18 protein-coding genes are annotated in these 23,880 nt (G+C 47.0%); 7 read left to right on the top strand and 11 right to left on the bottom strand.

Going from position 1 to position 23,880, the window contains the following annotated elements:
* Nucleotides 1-97: 97 nt before the first annotated feature.
* The 5 genes from MAQ5080_RS09530 (at nucleotide 98) to MAQ5080_RS09510 (ending at nucleotide 4,493) form a co-directional block, all read left to right on the top strand.
* Nucleotides 98-496 carry a YeeE/YedE family protein gene (locus MAQ5080_RS09530; protein ID WP_067209144.1) on the top strand — a complete coding sequence of 133 codons (399 nt, stop codon included), beginning with the start codon at nucleotides 98-100 and terminating at the stop codon, nucleotides 494-496.
* Between the two features lie 9 nt (nucleotides 497-505).
* Nucleotides 506-925 (top strand): DUF6691 family protein, encoded by a 420-nt coding sequence (locus MAQ5080_RS09525; protein WP_067209140.1) that lies wholly within the window; start codon nucleotides 506-508, stop codon nucleotides 923-925.
* Between the two features lie 255 nt (nucleotides 926-1,180).
* Nucleotides 1,181-2,347 carry a type III PLP-dependent enzyme gene (locus tag MAQ5080_RS09520; protein ID WP_067209136.1) on the top strand — a complete coding sequence of 389 codons (1,167 nt, stop codon included), beginning with the start codon at nucleotides 1,181-1,183 and terminating at the stop codon, nucleotides 2,345-2,347.
* Nucleotides 2,348-3,006: 659 nt separating this feature from the next.
* On the top strand, nucleotides 3,007-3,840 hold the full coding sequence (locus MAQ5080_RS09515; protein WP_067209134.1) for an MOSC domain-containing protein: 834 nt from the start codon (nucleotides 3,007-3,009) through the stop codon (nucleotides 3,838-3,840).
* Between the two features lie 140 nt (nucleotides 3,841-3,980).
* The gene (locus tag MAQ5080_RS09510) at nucleotides 3,981-4,493 is read left to right on the top strand and encodes a Crp/Fnr family transcriptional regulator (RefSeq protein WP_067209131.1); all 513 of its coding nucleotides are present in this window, start codon (nucleotides 3,981-3,983) and stop codon (nucleotides 4,491-4,493) included.
* Nucleotides 4,494-4,779: 286 nt separating this feature from the next.
* On the opposite strand, the gene cobO is transcribed toward MAQ5080_RS09510, so the two are convergent.
* The 10 genes from cobO to MAQ5080_RS09460 all read right to left on the bottom strand — a co-directional run bounded on the left by cobO (nucleotide 4,780) and on the right by MAQ5080_RS09460 (nucleotide 18,161).
* A complete protein-coding gene (gene cobO, locus MAQ5080_RS09505) occupies nucleotides 4,780-5,388 on the bottom strand; it encodes a cob(I)yrinic acid a,c-diamide adenosyltransferase (protein ID WP_067209127.1) in 609 nt (202 codons plus the stop codon).
* Between the two features lie 2 nt (nucleotides 5,389-5,390).
* Nucleotides 5,391-5,846: an SRPBCC family protein gene (locus MAQ5080_RS09500; RefSeq protein WP_067209124.1), complete on the bottom strand. Its 456-nt coding sequence runs from the start codon at nucleotides 5,844-5,846 to the stop codon at nucleotides 5,391-5,393.
* Nucleotides 5,833-9,561, bottom strand: a complete 3,729-nt coding sequence (metH, locus tag MAQ5080_RS09495; RefSeq protein ID WP_067209121.1) for a methionine synthase — start codon at nucleotides 9,559-9,561, stop codon at nucleotides 5,833-5,835. The genes MAQ5080_RS09500 and metH overlap by 14 nt, the downstream gene beginning before the upstream one ends.
* Nucleotides 9,562-9,684: 123 nt before the next feature.
* A complete protein-coding gene (locus tag MAQ5080_RS09490) occupies nucleotides 9,685-11,403 on the bottom strand; it encodes a coiled-coil domain-containing protein (protein WP_156496554.1) in 1,719 nt (572 codons plus the stop codon).
* A gap of 116 nt (nucleotides 11,404-11,519) precedes the next feature.
* Complete coding sequence (gene pepN / locus MAQ5080_RS09485) at nucleotides 11,520-14,153, bottom strand: aminopeptidase N (RefSeq protein ID WP_067209115.1); 2,634 nt, start codon at nucleotides 14,151-14,153, stop codon at nucleotides 11,520-11,522.
* A 9-nt stretch (nucleotides 14,154-14,162) separates the two neighbouring features.
* The gene (locus MAQ5080_RS09480; RefSeq protein WP_067209111.1) at nucleotides 14,163-14,987 is read right to left on the bottom strand and encodes a DUF2797 domain-containing protein; all 825 of its coding nucleotides are present in this window, start codon (nucleotides 14,985-14,987) and stop codon (nucleotides 14,163-14,165) included.
* The gene (locus MAQ5080_RS09475) at nucleotides 14,984-15,262 is read right to left on the bottom strand and encodes a YeaC family protein (RefSeq protein WP_067209108.1); all 279 of its coding nucleotides are present in this window, start codon (nucleotides 15,260-15,262) and stop codon (nucleotides 14,984-14,986) included. The genes MAQ5080_RS09480 and MAQ5080_RS09475 overlap by 4 nt, the downstream gene beginning before the upstream one ends.
* Before the next feature lie 29 nt (nucleotides 15,263-15,291).
* Nucleotides 15,292-16,161, bottom strand: a complete 870-nt coding sequence (locus MAQ5080_RS09470) for a rhomboid family intramembrane serine protease (RefSeq protein ID WP_067209105.1) — start codon at nucleotides 16,159-16,161, stop codon at nucleotides 15,292-15,294.
* Between the two features lie 16 nt (nucleotides 16,162-16,177).
* Nucleotides 16,178-17,059, bottom strand: a complete 882-nt coding sequence (locus tag MAQ5080_RS09465) for an NAD(+) kinase (RefSeq protein WP_067209101.1) — start codon at nucleotides 17,057-17,059, stop codon at nucleotides 16,178-16,180.
* A 181-nt stretch (nucleotides 17,060-17,240) separates the two neighbouring features.
* On the bottom strand, nucleotides 17,241-18,161 hold the full coding sequence (locus MAQ5080_RS09460) for a hypothetical protein (RefSeq protein WP_067209098.1): 921 nt from the start codon (nucleotides 18,159-18,161) through the stop codon (nucleotides 17,241-17,243).
* Nucleotides 18,162-18,331: 170 nt separating this feature from the next.
* On the opposite strand from MAQ5080_RS09460, the gene ydiJ reads away from it, so the two are divergent.
* Together ydiJ and MAQ5080_RS09450 are read left to right on the top strand one after the other, a co-directional pair.
* Nucleotides 18,332-21,403 (top strand): D-2-hydroxyglutarate dehydrogenase YdiJ, encoded by a 3,072-nt coding sequence (ydiJ, locus tag MAQ5080_RS09455; protein ID WP_067209097.1) that lies wholly within the window; start codon nucleotides 18,332-18,334, stop codon nucleotides 21,401-21,403.
* A gap of 72 nt (nucleotides 21,404-21,475) precedes the next feature.
* Entirely contained in the window at nucleotides 21,476-22,210 is a 735-nt protein-coding gene (locus tag MAQ5080_RS09450; RefSeq protein WP_067209095.1) for a spermidine synthase, read from the top strand.
* A gap of 25 nt (nucleotides 22,211-22,235) precedes the next feature.
* Here MAQ5080_RS09450 and pgm read toward each other — a convergent pair whose 3' ends face one another.
* On the bottom strand, nucleotides 22,236-23,870 hold the full coding sequence (gene pgm / locus MAQ5080_RS09445; protein WP_067209093.1) for a phosphoglucomutase (alpha-D-glucose-1,6-bisphosphate-dependent): 1,635 nt from the start codon (nucleotides 23,868-23,870) through the stop codon (nucleotides 22,236-22,238).
* Nucleotides 23,871-23,880: the final 10 nt, after the last annotated feature.

Genomic DNA, 23,880 nt, shown 5'->3' with positions numbered 1-23,880 from the left:
TTGAGATTGATTCGTTTATTCCTTAATTACATATGGAATAATTAATAATATTAGATTATTCTTAATTAGTTTTGAGTTAATTAAGGTTGTTCGTTGTATGGAACCATTTATTTTCCCGTTGCTCGGCGGTTTACTGATCGGCTTAACCACCGCTGCTTACCTTCTTCTAACCGGTAAAGTCGTTGGTATCAGTGGTATTTTGGCACAATCCCTATTCAGTAAAGATCGTGTTTTGCCCTTTCTATTTGTAATTGGTCTCATCATAGGTGGTAGTGCTTACGGTGTTCTGGTTCAACCGTCTGTTCCTTTTCCTGAAGTGCGCAGTCCTCTACTGCTAATTATCTCTGGTTTATTAGTAGGTTATGGCACACGTCTGGGAAGCGGTTGTACCAGTGGTCACGGCGTATGCGGTATTTCCCGCTTATCACCACGATCCATGATCGCAACAGTGATTTTTATGACTACGGCTATTTTAACCGTATTAGTGACGAAGTAAGAGGCCTTTATGTACGCTGTAATTACCTTTCTAACTGGCCTGCTGTTTGGTTTGGGGCTGGCGATTTCCGAAATGACCAACCCTACCGTAGTGCTGGGCTTTTTGGATCTGTTTGGTGACTGGAACCCTTCTTTAGTATTTGTAATGGGTGGCGCTGTAACGGTCGGGATGATCGGCTATGTGATTCGTAACCGTCGCAGCAAACCTTGGCTAGCCGATAAATGGTACGTCCCTACTCGCCGTGATATCGATAAGAATCTTATTCTAGGTTCGGCCATGTTCGGTGTTGGCTGGGGCTTAAGTGGTTATTGCCCAGGGCCTGGATTGACGGCACTGACTAATAACCCTGTTGAAGGAGTTTATTTCATTGCAGCATTAATTGCCGGCTCCGCCATTTTTCATTTTCAAAACCATCGAAATAATAGTTAGAACACTATACAATTAAGGGCTCTTCGGGGCCTTTTTTTCTGGCTGAAAAAAAGTAAAGAAATTTCTTGACGCGACAATCGTTGCATCTTAAATTTCGCCTCGCGTCGTTGCTGAACATATTCCGCACCGCTTCAACTGCTGCGCTAGTCGCTTAAGGCAAAATTTGCCGGATAAGTAACAGCTACAAGTAGGATGGAGGGAGGTAAAGGCGTATTTTTCGGATTATGTTTTATTCAAGATAAGGAGCAATGCGCCATGTCTATCGATGTTCATTCTTTTTACACCCCAGAACAATTCAACCGTTTGAAAGCTGTTGCTGACACGAAAGAAACCCCTTTTGTTGTAATCGATACGAAAATGATCGACGAAGCCTACACCGAGCTTACAAAAGGCTTTCCTACCGCCGATGTTTTTTATGCCATCAAGGCCAACCCAGCGCCAGAGATTTTAACCATGCTGCGTGATCGTGGTTCGAACTTTGATGTGGCTTCTCGCTACGAATTAGACAAGCTGCTAGCGATCGGTGGTGTTACCCCTGAGCAGGTGAGCTACGGCAACACGATTAAGAAAGCGAAAGACGTACGTTACTTCTACGAGAAAGGCGTGCGTATGTTCGCTACAGACTCTGAAGCAGATCTGCGTAACATTGCAAAAGCAGCACCTGGCTCGCGTGTGTATGTGCGTATCCTTACCGAAGGTACTGTATCTGCTGACTGGCCGCTGTCACGCAAATTCGGCTGCCGCCCTGACATGGCCATGGACCTGTTGATTCTTGCTAAGGAGCTTGGTCTAGAACCTTACGGTGTGTCTTTCCACGTCGGTTCTCAGCAACGTGATATCGGTGCTTGGGACGCAGCTATTGCCAGCGTTAAAGTGATTTTCGAACGTCTTAAGCATGAAGATGACATTCACCTTAAGATGATCAATATGGGCGGGGGTTTCCCGGCGAACTACATTAGCCGCACCAACGACTTGGCCACTTACGCTGAAGAGATTACTCGTTTCCTTGAGGAAGACTTCGGTGATGATATGCCACGCATTATCCTAGAGCCTGGTCGCTCTTTGATCTCTAATGCCGGCATTTTGGTAAGCGAAGTGGTGTTGATTTCACGTAAGTCACACACGGCTCTAAACCGTTGGGTGTTCACTGACGTAGGTAAGTTCTCTGGTCTTATTGAAACACTGGATGAGTCGATCAAGTACCCTATTCATGTTGAGAAAACCGGTGAACTTGAAGAAGTGATCATCGCGGGTCCTACCTGCGACAGTGCTGACATCATGTACGAACATTACAAGTATGGCTTACCACTAAACCTTGCCATCGGTGATCGCCTGTACTGGCTGTCAACCGGTGCCTACACAACCACATACAGTGCGGTTGAGTTTAACGGCTTCCCTCCACTGAAGTCGTACTACATCTGATAGCATTGCCTTTAGTTAGGTGACAGACCGGCCTCCTGCGATGTTCCAACATTTCAGGGGGCCGCTTTGTTATAGGCCCGATGAAATTCTTTGCAGGGGCGGCAATTTAAGTATTTCTTCCCGGACGGAGCCGGGTCGTACGAGCGGGATGTATCCCGCGATTGAAGCATTGCTTCCCCGGACGGAGCCGGGTCGTACGAGCGGGATGTATCCCGCGATTGAAGCATTGCTTCCCCGGACGGAGCCGGGTCGTACGAGCGGGTTGTATCCCGCGACTGAAGCACTGCCTCCCCGGACGGAGCCAGGTCGTATGAGCGGGTTGTATCCCGCGACTGAAGCACTGCTTCCCCGGACGGAGCCGGGTCGTACGAGCGATTGTATCCCGCGATTGAAGCACTGCTTCCCCGGACGGAGCCGAGTCGTACGAGCGGGTTGTATCCCGCGACTGAAGCACTGCTTCCCCGGACGGAGCCGGGTCGTACGAGCGATTGTATCCCGTGATTGAAGCACTGCTTCCCCGGACGGAGCCGGGTCGTACGAGCGATTGTATCCCGTGATTGAAGCACTGCTTGCCCTATGGAATCTTGTCGTACGAAGTATTGCGCCAACGAGATAAAGCCATCAAACTAGCCATTATAATTTCTAGATAAGGACTTCACGTGCCACTTACCGTCTCTGAACTCGCCATTTACCCACTTAAATCTTGTAAAGCCGTAACTTTGCAAAGTGCTAAAGTAAACCTCAGTGGCTTGGAGTTCGACCGACGCTATATGCTAATTGATGAACAGGGAATGTTTGTCACCGCGAGAAATCATCCAACACTGACGTTGATTGAAGCTAACATCGCTCAAGACAAGCTACTCGTAAGCCACCCTGATCAGGCCAAAGGGATCACGTTACAGCCTGCTAATTTTTCTTGTCGCTATGCAGACACTGAGATTTGGGAGAACAAGGTTCAGGGGCAATTGACCGAAGCAAGTGTCGATACATGGTTTAGTGAATTATTACAGATGTCGGTGCGCTTGGTCTATTTTGGTGAGCAGTCCGAACGCTTTACTAGCCGTCGTCCAGATCGACCAGTAGCCTTTGCTGATGGCTACCCTTTCCTGCTGACAACCCAAGCTTCTTTGCAAGAATTAAATAGTAGCGGTCCCCAGACGAATGAGATGGCCCGTTTTCGTCCCAATATTGTGATTTCTGGAAATCAGCCTTTTGCTGAAGATAGCTGGAAGCGTATTCGTATTGGGGGCGTAATCTTTGAGAATGTTAAGCCATGTGAGCGCTGCATTTTCACCACCCTCGACCCAGTTACTGCTGAGCGAAGCAAGAAAGGCGAACCCCTGAAAACCTTGGCCAAGTTTCGTTTAATCAATGGCGAAGGCGTGACTTTTGGAGTGAATTTGATTGCTGAAAATGAAGGTTGTATTCAAGTTGGCGACACCGTTGAAATAATTGAGTATCAAGAACCGCACTCTTATGCCGATAAACGTTAAAAATAGGCGATTTACTTAGTTTCTACATGACTGTTAAGCATTTGAATAAAATGATTACGGTTTGCTACGAAAAACTAAATAAACCACATGGTTAAAATCCCACTTCAGGCATAAGCTTGAAACATAGGGAGGTGATTGTTATGAATACAGTCAAAACTATAAACTGCCCTTACGATCTTAGTGCGGAGACGTTGAAAACAGGCTCAATCTTTGGCGCACTCAGTCCCTCGGCTATTGAGTATTTGGTCAACCGAGGCAAATTAGTCCACCTAGATTCTGGTGATGTATTATTTGAAGACGGTGATAAAGGCGACAGCTTTTACATCATTATTACTGGCACGTTGTGCTATTACCAAGACAACGCAACGGCCACATCATTAATTCGCAGGGTTACCTTTGGCCAAGCCTTGGGCTATGTCACTATGATTTCCCTGTCACCACGAAACGGTTATGCAAACGCCGACGGTGATACCGTCATTTTAGAAGTTGATTACAATGTTTTTGGTGAGTTTCATGATAAGTTCGCCTTCGACTTTGGTATCTTGATTTTAAACCTATCCCGCGATATGGCGCGTAATATCCAGATATTAAGTCATACTTTGGCTGAAGCTGGAGTTAGCGTGGATTTAAGTAAACCCAGCAATTCAGAATAATGCCCAAATCGTACGGCTCGGCTCCGTCCGGGGAAGCGATAACTCAATCGCGGGGTACAACCCGCTCGTACGGCCCGGCTCCGTCCGGGGAAGCAGTGCTTCAATCGCGGGGTACAACCCGCTCGTACGACCCGAATCCGTTCGGGGAAGCGATAACTCAATCGCGGGGTACAACCCGCTCGTACGACCCGACTCCGCTCGGGGAAGCGATACTTCAATCGCGGGGTACAACCCGCTCGTACGACTCGGCTACTTTTTGCTTCGGGGCGGGACGCCCCTCTTACAATTAATACTCCAAGCCTTTTTGTGCCTTGATACCGCGTTTAAAGGCATGCTTTACTTCTTTGATTTCGCTGACGGTATCGGCCAGCTCGATGAGTTCGTCACTTGCACCACGCCCAGTGACTACCAAGTGCTGCATTTCTGGACGCTCAATCAATCCTTTTAAAACTCGATCGGCATCCAAATATTCATAATGCAATAAGTAAGTTAGTTCATCGAGCACGATTAGATCGTAGCTGTCATCTTGAAGCAGCTGCTCAGCGTGTGCCCAAGCTGCCTCGGAGCAGGCGATGTCTTGTTCGCGATTCTGACTTTCCCAAGTGAAACCTGAACCCATGATGTGCCAAGTAACGTTCGGGTGAGATTTGAAGAAATCAATTTCACCCGTATTCCACTCCCCTTTCAAAAACTGCACCACCCCTACTTTCAGTCCATGACCTAGTGCTCGTGCAACCATACCAAGGGCGGAGCTGGATTTACCTTTGCCATTACCTGTCAGCAAAACAAAGGTACCTTTTTCTTCTTGGGCCTTAGCAATTCGCTTATCTACGTGTTGCTTAATTTTCTTCATGCGCTCGGCATGTTTTATAGGATCGTGGATTGCTTTTGCCATGTTTATAACCTCTCTGACTGAAGCTTCAAACTTTCCAGCCATAAATTTAATATATTATTTACGATTAATTTCTTTTCTTGCCATACGCGCGCAGCGAAAGGTCCACTCAAAACATATTGAAATTCGACCAAGCTATGTTGTGTTTCTTGCTTATGAAAGCGTACAACCCACTGCTCTGTGTGTTGAAATAACAAATGACGAAAATGTGACTGTAATACGAGACTATGGGCCGGACTGGATTCTATGACCTCAAGTTTAGTTTTGAGGGCGCCGCGTAGGGTTTGAAATTGAAGGGTGAGCATTGAGCCGGTATGGAACCCTAAGGTAGCTTCCAGGGATTGGAGCGCATGATTCCATTTGGCTTGGTTAGATTGAATGAAAAGATCCCAAGCCATCTGGCTTGGGATCTTAAGGTGAATACCTACGTGTAGGCTGAAGGGCGAATTAGATTCGATCATCCTCAGGGTCGTATCCTAGGTTCGGTGCCAACCAACGTTCCGCATCGTCTTTCGACATGCCTTTACGCTCTGCATAGCTGTCTACTTGATCTGGGCCAATTTTACCAACACCGAAGTAGTTACTTTCTGTGTTACCAAAATACCAACCACTCACGGCAGCTGTTGGCAACATGGCATAACTTTCTGTCAGTTGCATGCCAGTGTTCGTCGTCACATCCAGAAGCTCCCACAATTTATCTTTCTCTGTGTGATCTGGGCACGCAGGGTAACCTGGAGCAGGACGAATGCCTTTGTAACGCTCTTTGATAAGCTCTTCGTTGCTGAGTGACTCATCCGGCGCATAGCCCCAAAGTTCTTTACGAACTTTTTCGTGCAAGTATTCTGCGGTGGCTTCCGCTAAACGGTCGGCCACGGCTTTGATCATGATTGAGTTGTAGTCATCATGATCCGCTTCGTAACGCTCAACAATAGCATCGATGCCAAAACCTGCAGCACAAGCAAAAGCGCCAATGTAATCATTGCCTTGTTCTTTTGTTGCCACAAAATCAGACAAACACTGGTTGAATTTACCAGGTGCGCTTAGCTCGTTTTGGTTACGCAAGAAGTTCAAGGTCATCACTTCTTCCGTGCGCGACTCATCAGTATAGATAACAACGTCATCATCGTTTAATTGGTTGGCTGGAAATAGACCCACTACTGCTTTGGCATCTAACCAGCTTTCTTCGATAACCGTCGCCAACATCGCTTTGGCATCTTCAAACAAACGAGTTGCTTCTTCACCAACAATTTCATCCGTTAGGATGCGTGGATAAGCTCCTGCCAATTCCCAAGTTTGGAAGAATGGCGTCCAATCGATGTAGTTTTGCACTTCATTGAAGTCAATATCGCTAGTATCAAATACCGTAATACCAAGCTTTTCAGGAGTTTTAATACCTGAGAAATCTACTGGCGTTTTGTTGAGGCGAGCTTTGTCTAGTGACACACGGCGACCCGCTTTAGCGCGGTCTTTAAAGCGTTCACGAGTTTTCTCGTAATCGTCTTTTACTTCCGCAATAAATTTCGCACGGCGCTCAGCATCTTTCGTTAACAAGTTGCTTGCCACGCTAACACTTCGCGAAGCATTGGTGACGTGAACCACTTGGTTGTTCTTGTAGTTCTGCTCGATCTTCACGGCGGTGTGAGCTTTTGATGTGGTTGCACCACCAATCATCACCGGGATATGGAAGTCTTGACGCTGCATTTCTTTAGCAACGTGTACCATTTCATCCAATGATGGGGTAATCAACCCTGATAGACCGATGATGTCAGCGTTTTCTTCTTTAGCGGTACGCAAAATCTTTTCAGAAGACACCATGACACCTAAGTCGATCACTTCAAAGTTATTACATTGCAGTACCACACCCACGATGTTTTTACCGATATCGTGAACGTCACCTTTAACGGTTGCCATGATTACTTTACCGGCACTGGAGGACGCCGTAGACTTATTACGAAGCTTCTCTTCTTCGATAAACGGCATTAGGTAGGCCACGGCTTTTTTCATTACTCGAGCCGATTTTACTACCTGAGGTAAGAACATTTTACCGGAACCGAATAAATCACCAACGACGCTCATGCCGTCCATCAATGGACCTTCAATTACTTCAAGTGGGCGATCATATTGCTGACGCGCCTCTTCCGTATCATCGTCGATGAACTCAGTGATACCTTTTACTAGCGCGTGCGTTAGACGCTCACCTACTGGTAGACTGCGCCATTCTTGCGTTTCTTTCTCTGCCGCCTCACCTGTACCAACAAATTCACCAGCAATCGCCAATAGGTTATCCGTTGCTTCAGGAGTACGGTTCAGCACCGCATCTTCAACTGCATCACGTAGACGTTGTGGGATATCTTCGTAAACAGCCAGCTGACCAGCATTTACGATACCCATTGTCATGCCATTCTTGATTGCGTGGTATAGGAAAACCGCGTGAATGGCTTCACGTACTGGGTTGTTACCACGGAACGAGAAGGATACGTTTGATACACCGCCGGATACTTTTGCATAAGGCAGTTCACGCTTAATGTCTGCTGTCGCTTCGATGAAATCTAATGCGTAGCGGTTGTGCTCTTCAATACCCGTAGCAATGGCAAAGATGTTCGGGTCGAAAATGATATCTTCTGCAGGGAAACCGACTTTGTTTACCAATACATCGTAAGAACGGCGACAGATCTCAATCTTACGCTCGCGAGTATCGGCTTGACCTACTTCATCAAACGCCATGACGATCACAGCCGCGCCGTACTTCATCAGTAGCTTGGCTTGTTCGATGAATTTCTCTTCACCTTCTTTCAAGCTGATCGAGTTAACAACACCCTTACCCTGGATGTTCTTCAGACCCGTTTCCAAGATTTCCCACTTAGAGGAATCCAGCATGATTGGTACACGAGAAATGTCTGGCTCAGAGGCAATCAATTTCAGGAAGCGCTCCATAGCCGCTTCGGAATCCAACATACCCTCATCCATGTTGATATCGATGATTTGCGCACCGTTCTCAACCTGTTGACGGGCAACGTCTAGTGCTGTGTCAAAATCGCCTTCTTTAATAAGACGCTTAAACATCGCCGAGCCTGTCACGTTGGTACGCTCACCCACGTTCACAAATAAGCTTTCATCACTAATGTTGAATGGTTCAAGACCTGATAGACGACATTCCTTTGGAATCTCAGGAATGATTCGTGGCGTTGCGTCTAAGAAGGCATCGGCGAACGCTTTAATGTGCTGTGGCTCGGTACCACAACAGCCACCGATAATATTTAAGAAGCCTGCATCAACCCAAGTTTGGATCTCTTCGAGCATTTCTTCTGGGGTTTCGTCGTATTCACCAAATGCATTCGGCAAGCCTGCGTTGGGGTGTGCAGAAACGTGCGTATCGGCAATATTTGAAAGCTCTTCGATGTACTGACGCAGGTCTTTTGGACCCAAAGCACAGTTCAAACCGACAGAGATCGGACGTGCATGAGAAATTGAGTTCCAAAACGCTTCTGTAGTTTGACCAGAAAGAGTACGGCCAGAGGCATCAGTAATGGTACCCGAGATCATGATTGGGTAACGCACGCCGTGCTCTTCAAAGTATTGAAGTGCTGCAAAGATCGCCGCCTTCGCATTCAGGGTATCGAAAATGGTTTCGATCAATAATAGATCTGCACCACCCTTTACAAGACCATCAATAGAAACTAAGTAGGCTTCAACAAGTTGATCAAAAGAAACGTTACGGAACCCTGGATCGTTTACATCAGGGGAAATCGTACAAGTACGGCTTGTCGGACCCACTGCACCGGCTACAAAGCGTGGTTTGTTTGGGTTTTTAGCGGTAATTTCATCCGCCGCTTCACGGGCCAATCTTGCTGACTCAAAGTTAATTTCGTAGCTCAAAGACTCCATATGGTAGTCGAGCATCGAAATTGAGTTGGCGTTGAAAGTGTTGGTTTCAATGATGTCGGCACCCGCTTCAAGGTAACCGATATGAATTGCTTTGATGATGTTTGGCTGAGTTAGCGACAATAGGTCATTGTTGCCCTTAAGTTCACTATGCCAGTCGCTGAATCGCTCACCACGATAATCCTGCTCTTCCAATTTATAACTTTGGATCATGGTACCCATACCACCATCCAAGATTAGGATATTATCTTTTAAACGACTTTCGATAACGTCATACGAACCAGACTTGACCACTGTCACTACCTCTAAAATTTAATGCGAGCCTACTATAACAAATCAGTTATGTAAGTTGTTGAATTTTAGTAATAGTAACGTGAATAGATGCGTATTGATGACGCTATCGAGCAGATCTAATGCTTATGTGCGCCCGTCAGGTTCTCGACGACCAAGCTTACCGACGGCAAAGCCAAGAATTAAACCACCTAAGATAGCTGCTCCCCAAAATCCATACTTATTGAGCCAATCTTTGGAGATCAACTCAACACTTTCTGTATCTCGGTAAATTTTACGCAGAATAACCTGGCCGTCATAGTTTACTTCTTGTGTCACAGAGACATTCATGGTCGCGTTGGGACGCTCATTTAAACCGCTCAAGCGCCAGCGGAAGTTTAATTGGCCTTGATTCAAAGTGGATTCAGCTTCCGCGGCGCTCATCATACTTAAAGCACTGTCAACAAACAGCTCAGCAAAATAGGTTTGCCCCTGTACAGGATTCGTAACCTCTGCTGACAGCTGAATCTCAAAGGTATCATTTAGATTAGCTGATGTGGGTAAGGTCCAGCGCACATTACTCAATTCACTTTGCAATTGGCGCTGCAGAGACATCACAGCCCCTTCAAAGGGAATCAAATTGTTAACCTGATTCTCCAGTGTCAGCTTCTGTTCAGCTTCAATTAACGCCCGTTGTTGCAGGTTGGCGATTTGCGTTTGTGAATTGGCGTATTGATCGCGCAGTTGCTGCAATTGCTCCAACAGCTCAGCCTTTTCGTTACTGGACACTTCAAACTCATCCTGCAACGTTGCAATGCGTTGGTCACGGGCTTGCAGAGCATTACGCAATTGCGTTAACTCTGAATTAACCTGACGGTGGCGTTGGGTTAATTCTTGGTAACGAGTTTCTAAGGTATTCAGTTGACCGGTAAGATCTTGCTCTTGTCGCGTTAAGGCCGCTTCTAGCTGCGCTACGTCTTTCTGGTAGCCAGACAGTAGTGAATTTTGGGCGGACAGTTCGGCTTGTAATCGAGTTACTTGAGCGGCCAGTGTCGCGGTATCTGGAAGAGCGTTGCCAGCATTATCCGCAACAGACAGTAAGCCGCCACGCTGTTGCAACACAGCATTTTCACTTTGTAAGGTATCAATTACGGTTGTTTGTACGCGAATCTTATCCCATAGCGCCTGATGTTGCGTTCGAACATCCGTTAAGGTGCCATTCAGAATAAGGTTTTCTTCACTTAGCGCTGAGTAGTCTCGGGACAATTTTTGATTTTGATCGCTGAGCGTATCGATACGACTTTTAAGGTGCGCGTGGTCAATCGATAGATCGCGGTAGTTTTTTGAGAGCGCATAATGGGCACTGTTAAGCGTTCGAAAATCTTGATTCAGCTTGACAAAGTCGGCGCTTGGTTCGCCCTCATCTGTGGTTGGCATGACCTTGGCGATAGCGGGCGCGTCAGTTTTCTGTTCGCGAATCTGTGCCGTTAGGCGCTCATTGTCTTGATGTAACTGGTTGTAGATCAGTTCGAGTTCATCGCGCTCATTGCTCAATCGCTGGATACGCATCAAGGTGCTAGCATCGATATTGCCAGTCATCATTTCTGATAGCGTTTTTTCTTTTTCATCAAGTTGTACGGCAAGTTTAGAAATTCGTTCGAAATTCTGCGCTATTTGGAGATGCAGTTGATCCGCCGTGAGTGAATCCGTTGCGGTATCGACTACCGATGCCGCAATAAATTGGCTTTTCGCTGGAGTTTGAGCGGTCAATTGCGAAGAAGCATCATCCCGCATTGATTGGTGGCTACAGGCCGATAAAAGTGTTCCTAGCGCTACAGGTATCACATAGCGATATGGTTTGCTCATTGTTATTACTCCCATTCCAGCTGCTCAACCAGTCAAAACAATTACTTAATTGTAGTTGGTGTTAACCACCTTTACCTCAAAAAAAAGCGCTGATAGATCAGCGCTTTTTCAATTAATTAGGCAAGGCTTTTAGAAACCACCTCGTAAACGTCTTTTGAAAGATCTTCTTGCGCGATACGCTCAAGCTCCCCTTTCATTTTCTCTGCTAACGCAGGCACCATTCGCTGCCAGCGCGTTAGAGGCGTACAAAGACGTGACGCGATTTGCGGGTTGCGTTTGTTCAAAAGAATGATTTGATCAGCCAAGAAAGCATAGCCACTACCATCCAGATTATGGAAGGTGTCGACATTTTGCCCCAAGCCTCCGATCACGGCACGAAGCTTGTTTGGGTTCTTGATATCAAAGTTAGGATGCTGCATCAGGGCTTTGATCTGCTCTAAGCCATTTTCTTGCTCACGTGCCGCAGACAACATTAACCATTTGTTTACGACCAGCGCTTCGTGCTGCCATTGCTCGAAGAAGGCATTCAGCAGCTCATCTGCCTCTGATAATTCAAAGTGTACAATGCATGACAAGGCAGCATACTGATCTGTCATGTTATCCGCATCGCGGTATTGATGAACCACAGCCGCTTTAGCTTCATCCGAGCCGGATGCCACCCAATACATAAGTGCCGCATTTTTCAAAGAGCGTTTTGCGATCTGTTCGGCACTGGCTTGATAAGCCTCGCTCACAGTATTGCTTTCATAAACATGCTTGAATTCAGCTTGCAAGGCTTTACCTGCCACAACACGTAGATGCTCACGAGCTGCTTTAATCGCTTGCGGGTCAATTTTCTCTGCCAGTTCAGACATGTAAGCTTGACTTGGTAAACCAAGGATCAGGGCCACCATGGCTGGATCAAGGGTTTTATCCGCTAACAAGGCTTTAAAGCCTTCTACTAAATGGGTCTGTTCTGTTAGCGTTTGGCCATTTTGATATTGCTTAATCAATGCATTCAGTTCGTTGACCGCTAATTGCTGTGAGGCACTCCAGCGGTTGAAACCATCTGGATCACCGGACATCAACTGCAACAATTGCTCGGTTGAGTAGTCGTAATCCAATTTAACCGGTGCCGAGAAGCCTCGCAGCAAAGATGGCACTGGCTTAGACGCGACATGCTCAAAAACAAAGGTTTGCTCGACATCGTTTACGTGCAGCACCACTTCGTCTTGAGTTTGCCCAGCAAAGGAGAAGCTTAATGCTTCATTGGCGTTACTCACTAGACCCACTTTAACGGGAATGTGGAGCGCCAACTTGGTTGGCTGATTCGGTGTTGGCGGCGTTTCTTGACGGATGGTTAGGCTGTAGGTTTGCGCCTGCTCATCGTAATGATCGCTTACCGTTAGACGGGGCGTACCGGCTTGAGAGTACCAACGCTTGAACTGGCTAAGATCAACGCCGTTAGCGTCTTCCATAGCTTGAACGAAGTCATCACAAGTGACCGCTTGGCCATCGTGTCGTTCAAAGTACAGATCCGAACCTTTGCGGAAGCCCTCTTCCCCCAGCAGCGTATGAATCATGCGCACGACTTCGGCGCCTTTCTCATAAATCGTCAAGGTGTAAAAGTTGGAGATTTCGATGAACGACGCAGGACGGATGGGGTGCGCCATAGGGCCAGCATCTTCGGCAAACTGCGTGGTTTTCAAGAAAGATACATCTTCTACGCGCTTGACCACATCCGAGTGGGTATCTGCCGAGAAACACTGATCACGAAAAACGGTAAACCCTTCTTTCAAACTCAACTGAAACCAATCGCGGCAGGTGACACGGTTACCTGACCAGTTATGGAAGTACTCATGTGCAACAACGGCTTCAACACGCAGATAGGCATCGTCGGTTGTAGTTTCTGGGCTAGCCAATAAGCACGAAGAGTTAAAAATATTTAAGCCCTTGTTCTCCATCGCCCCCATATTGAAGTCATCGACCGCAACAATCATAAAGATATCGAGGTCATACTCACGCCCATAGACTTCTTCGTCCCATTTCATGGAACGTTTCAAAGAGTCCATGGCGAAGTCCACTTTATCGATGTTGTGCTTTTCGGTGAAGATTTGCAGCTTCACATCACGACCACTCATGGTAGTGAAGGTATCGTTCAGCACTTCAAGGTTACCGGCCACTAGAGCAAACAAGTAAGCCGGCTTTTTAAATGGATCATGCCAAGTCACGAAGGTTTTACCCTCGTCTGTTTTGCCACGCTCTATTTCATTACCATTCGATAGCATGACAGGGTAACGGCTTTCATCTGCGATAATAGTGGTGGTAAAAATCGACATTACATCTGGACGATCCAGATAATAAGTAATGTGACGGAAACCTTCCGCTTCACATTGGGTGCAGAACATAGAAGAAGAGCGATATAAGCCTTCTAACTTAGTATTGTTCTGCGGTTCAATCATGGTTTCGCAGGTCAACACAAACTCATTCGGCGTAGCCGTAATGACCAGCTTGTCGTCTTTGATGGCGAATTCTTCTTGAGGCAGCGCGTAATCATCGATCGCGACACCGATTAACTTAACGTCTTCACCGCCATCTAAAACGAGTGGCGAAGTTTGTTCTAAGCTGTCTGGGTTACGGCGTACATGCAAACGGGAGGTAACAATCGTTTGTGTTTCATCTAGATCAAACGTCAATTCCGTTTTATCGATGAGAAAATTAGGAACAGTGTAATCTTTTAAATAAATTGCTGACGGCTTTTGCTCTGCCATGAGTAGCTCCTATCGCGTGAATTCCGCTTCGTATCCGGTGTATTTACGTAGATTGATAACGCCCGTATCTAAGATCCAATATTGTCCTTTGATACCCATTAGAGTGCCCTCTACTAAGGGCGTTTTTTCGGCATTGATGCTAGCAATCTTGCTTGGGTATTCCAGTACTGGATAGACAAATTCGTGGCTAACGTTATCGGCTCCAAGCTCTTGAATGGCTTGCAGACCGTATTCATTTTGCAGCGCGTCTAGGCCTTCCCAAAGACGGTTAATGAGACGCTCTTGTTCTGCTTCAAGGTTAATGTCGACTTCTAAGCCCTTGAGCATATTACGCCAATTGGTTTTGTCGGCCACTTCCGATTTGAATAAGCTTTCTACTAAGCCTGACATGCGTCGATTTTCCACCAAGAACATGGCCCTTGCCTGAGTCGCGCCTTGATCGATCCAGCGCGTCGGCAGTTGATCGCCGCGGGTAATACCCACTTTCAATGCCGTGGTATTGGATAAATACACATAGTGACTTTGCATGCAGTATTTGTCGCCCCACTCAGGTTCGCGACAAGTCCCTTCGAAGTAGTGACACTTTTCTGGGCTCATAATACAGGTATCGCAAGCCGCCAGCTTTTTAAAGCAAGGATAACAATAGCCCTGACTGAACGACTTCTTACTGGCACGGCCACAATGGATACAATGGATTTGACCGGTAAAATTCAGCGCGACCTTTTCTCCGATGAGATCCGCTAGCGGCACTAATTGATCGCCTAATTTCAGCTCGTAGTGCACCTTGCCATCTACCACTTTGGCTGGCATTTTTCTTAGATTGCCTTGGATCATTGCTTACTGTCCGGGTTGTTTACCCATTTTACCGTTTCATGTTCAAGGGTATCTGTTTTGCTGCTGCAGCCTAGATGTGCTTCACGATCGATAAAGCCAACACGTTCGTCTTCAGGCTTATAGTTATAGTCATAAGTGATGACAGCCTGCATACAGAGCTCGAGCTGCTCAGGCGTTAACTTAACGCCGTTAGGCCATTTTCCCAACTCTACGGCTTGTTTTAGACGCCCGTATACTTCAGGCGACATGTTGTCGATCATTTCTTTAAAATTCATAAGTCACTCATACCGAATCATCGGCTAAATTAACGGCGTTTGAATAATTTCCACATGACGCTGTACACACCAGCGCACGCTAAACCTGAAATTAGTCCCAACAAATGCGCTTCATTGGCCATATTTCCTAAGCCAATCACTGAAAATACATCGGTATAGCCGAGTATTAACCAAATAACAAAAAATACCATCAGCGGCTTGGAGATGATGGCTGGCCATCCTCGAACTAGCCATGGCATGGCCCATGCAAAGGCAATAAGGCCGTATACTAATCCTGATAAGCCACCAAATAACGGATAGCCATTAATGACATATTGGCCAACATTACTTGCAATGGCGACACAAAGAGCAAAAACCAACCAAGCCAAGGAGCCCATTAAGCGCTCCAATTTACGCCCTACTTCCCAGACCCACAACGCATTAAAAATTAAATGGGCAGCACCAAAATGGATAAAGGCTGGGGTCAGTAAGCGCCAATACTCACCTTTTTCAAGCACGGTTGAGAGCGCTTCAAACTGAATACGGTTGCCACCAATGATGTCAAACGATGAAATCGTAAACCAAGACAAAGTCTCGAGGTTCTCACCAAACCCCGTGATCAGTGCGATCAGAGCCGCGACCAACAAGGTAGTAATGGTGATGGGAGATTTGTGCCATCCAGCTAAGTTAGGGTTGATGGCACGACGGGGGGCGTCAGAAACCCATTGTTGCGCTTGGCTTGGGTCTTGCTGCCACAGTTCTAATAACGTCTGAGTTTGCTGAGCATCCGCGGGGTTGAGTATCCACAGCTGATCACGATTATTGGCTTGCACGATGCGGTGGCCAATTCGATGTTGCCAAAGCAGTTTACTTAACGCATGGGGCTGCTCATTAATAGCAAATTCATAGATCAAAAGCATAGCAGTGATAAAGTCCTTATTGGCGGTAACCGGACTGCCATCCTAGCTTCGTTCGACAGACGTCGTAGAAATCATGATCTTTTGGATGAATCAGGCGGATCGCACCTTTACGTCGAGTAATGTGAATTTCGTCGCCAGGGGCTGCAGTAATATTTAACTGTCCGTCGCAACTCACGCTTGGATAAGTCAAATTTGACTCACATACAACAATACGAATGTTGGCATCGGCATCGATCACAATAGGTCGATTACTCAATGTGTGTGGGTGCATCGGCACCAATACTAGCGCATCCAATTTGGGCAGCATAATGGGGCCACCCGCGGACAAGGCATAGGCAGTAGAGCCTGTAGGTGTCGCGACAATCAAACCATCGGATTTTTGATTCATCACGAATTGATCATCGATAAACAAATCAAAACGAATCATACGAGCCGATTTACCAGGGTGGAGCACCAAGTCATTTAGGGCAATACCCTCTCCACTTGGTCGATTCTGGCGCTTGATTTTGGCTTCGATCATAAAGCGCTTTTCTTCTAAGTATTCTCCACGAAGAATCGGCTCCAGTTCCTGCTCAAAATCGGTTGGTGAGATGTCTGTTAGGAAGCCCAGTGTGCCACGGTTCATCCCCAGTACAGGAATGTCGTAATCAATGATCGCGCGAGCGGCGCCTAAGAAACTACCGTCGCCTCCCACCACCATGACTAAATCACAGTGATCCCCTAGCTCTTTCAGTGGGGCTGATGAAGTTTTAGAGCATGGCATCATGGTAGCCAAATCGGCTTCTAAAACGGGCTCAACCCCCTGATTGATCAGGAAATTTGTTAGGTTTTCAACCGTTTCTAAGATCTGTGGCTTATCTAAACGCGCGATAATACCGATTCGTCTAAACAGACTCATTAATCAATCTTTCCCATCACTGATTTTGCGTTCGTAAAAAGCAAGTTTATGCCTTTACAATAAGTGCGATTAATTTTGTAATGCATTCAAGTAATTAGCTTACAGTCGCATACGCATTAGAATGTATCAGAAACCGTACGCCTTAGCCATTGCACATGATTACAGAGCACATGAATAAGCATCATAGCCAATCATTTTCATTATAAGGGCAATGCCCTACTGGCATGCCACGCCATCCCTGTAACCCGCCAGTATGAATAAAAACAGTCTTACGATGCGGCCAGCTTCCTTGCGCTAGCAGTTGATTGACTTTATAAACCATCTTAGCAGTATAGACTGGGTCCAATCTGAGTGTGGGGTTGTGAGCTAACATGTCGTGTAGAAAGTGGATTAACGCGTCACTCATTTTGCCAAAGCCACCGTGCAGGGATTCATCAAAACACTCTAACTTTGCCGTCACCTCAATATTCGCCGCCAGACAGTGGGAATACAGATCTTGTTCCAGGTTGTGGGCTCCTTTTAACGCCGAGAACACCGATACACTATTAAAGTCAGACGCGGCAAAGCCTGCTGCGGTCGCTCCTGTACCACTGGCTAAGCAGACATGATAACTGGAGTCGTTTAACTTCTGATAAATATGGTTCGCCCAATCTAGACAGCCCAATACACCTAAAGCCCCCGCTCCTCCCTCAGGTACCCAGTACACCTCGCCAGCATAGTATTGATCAATAGCGTCTTTAATTTTGGACTGCATTCCTAAGCGATAATCCAGCCGTGAACTAGGAAACAGAATAGCGCCTTGTTGTACCGCCCGTCTTAGGGTTGGCGTCAATGAGGCCCACGTTTCACCACGCACCACCACGATTGGGGTGATTTGCAGTTCAACACAACGAGCGACAAAGGCTGCTACATGATTAGAGTGCGGGCCTCCAAATGTCGCGGCAATGGACTTGTGTTCTTGCAACGCTTGCTGCAAGTGATACTTCAGCTTGTGCTGTTTATTGCCCGGTGCAGAAGAGCACTCAAGGTCACCACGATAGATAACAAATTCATACGCGTCAGAGCTGTTATTGGCCGGAAGGTGTATCGGCTCTAGGTACATCTAACTGCCCCTCAAAGCGTCGCAGCCTAACAAAAATAGTGTATTTTTTGTCGCTTTATGAAAATAAAACATGTTTATCTCTCTTAATTTTCATCGATTTAAGAACTTTAACCGTACATTCTTTGTTAGAATGATTTTCGCATAAGGTCGCAAATATCGGAGAATATTACATGATTCCTAAATTGTCTGAAGTCTCGCCAGTTCAAGCGAAATATCTCGCCTTTATCGAGCGCTTGAAGGCTTCAGGGTTTCAGGGGGACACCAATCCAGATTATGCCAATCGCGTCGTGCTTGCGACCGATAACTCAATCTACCAAGTTCTTCCTCAAGGTGTTATTTATCCAAAATCAATTGAAGACATCCAGCTGCTGACTCGCTTATCTAATAACAGCGAATTTCAAGACATTGTCCTCAGTCCACGTGGTGGCGGTACCGGCACCAACGGTCAGTCGCTCACTGATGGTCTCGTGGTTGACCTTTCCAAGCACATGAACAAGATCTTGGAAGTAAACATCGAAGAAGGCTGGGCGCGGGTCCAGACCGGTGTGGTCAAAGACCAACTCAATAAAGCCATTGAGCCAGATGGTCTATTCTTTGCTCCTGAGCTATCCACCAGCAATCGTGCCACCATAGGCGGCATGGTCAATACCGATGCCAGCGGTCAAGGCTCGGTCATGTACGGCAAAACCCGTAATCACGTGCTTGAGCTGAAAACCGTGTTACTAGACGGCGAAATGATCAGCACAGCTCCGATTTCAGAGGACGCTCTAGAACAGATTAAACAAGGCTCTGACTACTCGGCACATGCCCACCGAGTGATTGATAACATCGAAAAAACCAAGCAAAAGGACATTGCAGCGACCTTCCCACAACTGAACCGCTGTATGACGGGCTACGATCTGGCACACATTCGTGACGCAGACGGCCGTTTTAATATGAACAATATTCTGTGCGGATCAGAAGGCACCCTTGGCTTTATCGTCGAAGCTAAGGTGAACCTGCTTAAAATCCCGAAATTTGCGACACTGGTGAACATTCGCTACAACAGCTTTGAGGCCTCTCTACGCCATGCCAAAGAGCTGCTTGAAGCCAAACCAACTTCCATTGAAACGGTTGACTCTAAAGTACTCGGCTTGGCTAAAGGCGATATTATTTGGAACTCGGTGTCTGAATTCTTCCCAGAGCAAGCTGGAGAAGATATTCAAGGCATCAATCTGGTGGAATACACGGGTGACAGCGAAGAAGACATCGCTGCGCGTGTTAAGGTGCTCACCGATGCACTCGATGCCTTAAGCAACGAAGCCAACAGCAGCACCCTTGGTTACACCATCGCTAACGGCCATACCAATGTGAACAAAATCTGGGGCATGCGAAAGAAATCGGTTGGCCTATTAGGCAACGCCAAGGGTGAGAAGCGTCCTGTACCTTTTGTCGAAGACACTGCGGTACCACCAGAGAACTTAGCCGACTACATTATGGAATTCCGCGAAGTACTAGATTCCTATGGTGTTGCCTACGGCATGTTCGGTCACGTTGATGCTGGTGTATTACACGTGCGTCCTGCGCTGGATTTAAAAGACGAATCCCAAGAGCCGATGGTTCGTGAAATCACGGATAAGGTCGTGGCCCTGACACAAAAATACGGTGGCCTTTTGTGGGGTGAGCACGGTAAAGGTGTACGCTCCGAATACGCCCCTTCTTTCTTCGGCGAACTCTATCCTAGCATCCAGCAAGTAAAAGGCGCTTTTGATCCACGCAATCAACTCAACCCAGGTAAAATTGCCACACCGTTTGAACTAGGTGCTGAGCTACTCAAAATAGATGAAGTGCCGCTGCGTGGTCAGTTAGATCGTCAAATCCCGCTCACCAACCGCGACCAATTCAAAGAAGGTATGTACTGTAACGGTAACGGTGCTTGTTTTAACTTTGATCCGCACGATGCCATGTGCCCTTCTTGGAAAGGTACCCGTCAACGTGTTCATTCGCCAAAAGGTCGCGCGTCTTTGATGCGCGAATGGCTGCGTGGCATGAGCGAGCAAGGCGTCGATGTGCGTAAGGCCAGCTATAAAGCCAAGCACAGTACTTTTGTTGGCAGTTTCATCCCACGCTTGCGTAACACCCTAGCGAAACGCAAAGGCGATTACGATTTTTCACATGAAGTGCATGAATCCATGATGGGCTGCTTGGCGTGTAAATCCTGTGTTGGGCAATGTCCGATTAAGGTCGACGTGCCAGAATTTCGCGCGAAGTTCTTGGAGCTTTACTACAGTCGTTATTTACGACCCGTAAAAGATTATGTCGTCGGTGCAACAGAATATATGATGCCGACCATGGCGTCTTTCCCACAGCCCTATAACTGGTTGGTGAGTAACAAGCTCACTAATAAGATTATGAGCAAAGTGGTCGGTATGGAAGACAGCCCTAAATTGTCCAACTACAACCTAAAACGTGAAATGTCTCGTCGTGGTATCCGTTTGGCAACACCATTGGCGATCGAATCCCTCAGCCCAAAAGACCGTCGCCGAGCCGTCATCGTCGTGCAAGACGCCTTTACCAGCTACTTTGAAACAGAATTGGTACTCGACATTATGGAGTTGTTGAGTCGTTTAGGTTTCCAAGCTTATCTAGCACCCTACCTGCCAAACGGCAAGCCATTACACGTACATGGCTTCTTGCGCTCCTTTGAGAAAGCCGCCAAGAAAAACTTGGATATGCTGCAGAACCTTGCGTTTTACGGGCTGCCAATGATTGGTGTGGATCCCTCTATGACGCTTACCTATCGAGCTGAGTACGCTAAGACGTTTGGCAACAGCCGACCGATACCGAAAGTTCAGCTGATGCAAGAATGGCTCGCCAATCAATCAGAGCATTTGCAAAAGCAAGCCATCTCACAAAAAGATGAGACCTTCCATTTAATGGCCCATTGCACCGAGAAGACCAATGCCGCACCGTCGATCAAAGATTGGCAATCTGTGTATGAACTACTTGGCTTGAAATTGACAGTCGAAAACGTCGGTTGTTGCGGCATGGCAGGCACCTATGGTCATGAGTCACGCAACAAGGCCACTTCCGTTGAGATTTATAACCTCTCTTGGAAAGACAAGGTCAACGACCCTGCGTTGCACAATAAACTGGTGGCGACGGGTTATTCTTGCCGCTGCCAGGCCAAACGTTTAGACGATGCGAAGATTAAGCACCCTGCACAAATATTGCTTGAACACATCAAAGCCGATTTAGCCTAAGGGAAAAATTCGGTATCATTGAGACAAAGGCCAGACAAATGTCTGGCCTTTCTTTTATTACGAGAAAATCCCATGTCTTTACTGTATGAAACTCAAGATGAGTTTGGTGTTATCCGTGTGTTTGATGATGGCAAATACCGCGTTCTTTCCTTTGCTGAGGGCGATGAACAAAGCCGTGTACAAATAAAGAATCCGCATGTTTTACAGCATGAATATACCCAAGCCATGTTATTGGCTCTGATGGATCGTACGCCTAAGCGCGCTTGTGTATTAGGTCTCGGTGGTGGTGCGCTGGTACATGCGCTAGCAAAAGTGGTGAGCGGTATTCATGTCACAGCGGTTGAGCTAAGGCCGGAAATTGTTGCCATTGCCGAAGAGTTTTTCAAACTGCCGAAAAGCAAGCGCATCGATGTCGTAACGCAAGATGCGATTGAATTCGCCGCCAATAATAAGTCAAAGAAATTTGATATCTTATTTACCGATCTTTATCAGCATTTTGGTATGGATAATCGCGTGGCAACCCATAGCTTTCTGGAAGATGCCAAAAAACAAATTAAAGAAGGCGGCATGCTGGTGCTAAACTGCTGGGAAGAACATCAATATCAGCATGATTTGAAAGCCTCTCTAAAAGAAATGTTCAATACCGTGACTGGATTGAATACCGGCTGTGGTAACTGGGTGGTGTTTGCGACCAATCAACCACACGACTTGAACTTTAAGCAGCAACGGGATGAATGTGACAGGCTGTCACAGCAGCTGGGGTTCCCGTTAAGCAAATGGCTAAACCGCTTAGAAGAGGTGCACTAACCTCCTCTAAGCGAGGCCAGTCACTTTAGGCTAATACACTGTTGACCAGCGCAACGGCTTCTTGCTCAAGTAAAGAAAGATGCTCCTCTGAGACAAAGCTTTCTAGGTAGATCTTGTAGACGTTCTCAGTACCAGAGGGGCGCGCTGCAAACCAGCCGTTATCGGTTGACACTTTTAAGCCACCGATCGCCGCACCATTACCCGGTGCATGAGTCAACTTACTGACGATCGCATCGCCTGCAAGGGTCTCTGCTGTAACGGAACTGGCTTCCAGCTTGCTGAGAATGGCTTTCTGTTCAGGCGTGGCTGCAACATCGATGCGCTTGTAATAAGGCTGACCGAAACGCTTTGCTTGCTCTGCCGCTAACTGCGCCGGATTTTTACCGGTGACCGCTAAAATTTCCGCAGCCAACAAGGCTAAAATAAAGCCATCTTTATCGGTTGACCAAACGCCACCATCGCGACGTAGGAAAGAAGCTCCCGCACTCTCCTCACCACCAAACGCCATGGTGCCATCGAACAAACCGTCCACGTACCATTTAAACCCAACTGGAACTTCACACAGGGTTTTGCCCAGCGATGCCACCACACGATCAATCATGGCACTAGAGACCAACGTTTTGCCGTATTGAATGTCCGCCGGCCAGTCACGGTGTGATGCAAGGTATTCAATCGCAACCGCTAGGTAGGCATTTGGGTTCATCAACCCAAAACCTGGACAAACGATACCATGACGGTCGTAGTCAGGATCATTGCCGACCGCCACATCAAATTGATCTTGGATTTTAAGTAGATTGTTCATGGCATAAGGGGACGAACAATCCATACGGATACGGCCGTCTTTGTCCAATGGCATAAAGGCAAAGGTCGGATCCACTCGATCGTTAACCACTTCGATGTCTAGACCGTAGCGTTCAGCAATCGGTTGCCAAAAGCCAATGCCTGAACCACCCAACGGGTCCACACCGATACGGATCTTGGCCTCTCGAATAGCCGCCATATTGATAACGTTTTCTAGATCTGCGACGTAATGCTCGATGTAATCAAACTCTTCCACTAACTCGCTGGCTTGGGCGGCCTCTAGGGAAACCGCCTTCACGCCTTGCATACCTTGAGCAAGAAGTTCGTTGGCGCGTTTAGCCACCCAATCGGTAATGTCTTTATCCGCAGGACCACCTTTTGGTGGGTTGTATTTGATGCCACCGTCTTCTGGCGGATTGTGTGAAGGCGTGATAACAATGCCATCGGCTTGGTCTGAAGACGATTGATTGTGGGTCAGAATAGCATGGGAGATCACTGGCGTTGGTGTATAACCATCTCCTTTCTGGATTCGCACGCGAACATCGTTTGCAACCAGCACTTGTAATGCACTAGCAAAAGCCGCCTCTGAAAGCGCATGAGTATCTTTACCAAGATACACTGGCCCATTGATACCTTGCGCTTGTCGGTATTCACAGATCGCCTGACAAATGACAAGAATATGGGCTTCGTTAAAGCTTTTCGCGAATGCATTGCCTCGATGACCTGATGTACCAAAGCTTACTTTTTCTGCTTCGATCTCTACATTAGGCTCCAGCGCGTAATATGCGCTCATCAATTTAGGAACGTTCACTAAAACTTCGGATGGAGCAAGCTGCCCTGCATGAGGATGAATTGCCATATTAAATTTA

This window comes from Marinomonas aquimarina, from assembly GCF_900089755.1.
In the GTDB taxonomy this organism is placed as follows: domain Bacteria; phylum Pseudomonadota; class Gammaproteobacteria; order Pseudomonadales; family Marinomonadaceae; genus Marinomonas; species Marinomonas aquimarina.
The sequence above is the reverse complement of the archived record's forward strand: the minus strand, read 5'-3'. Positions and strand labels throughout refer to the sequence as shown.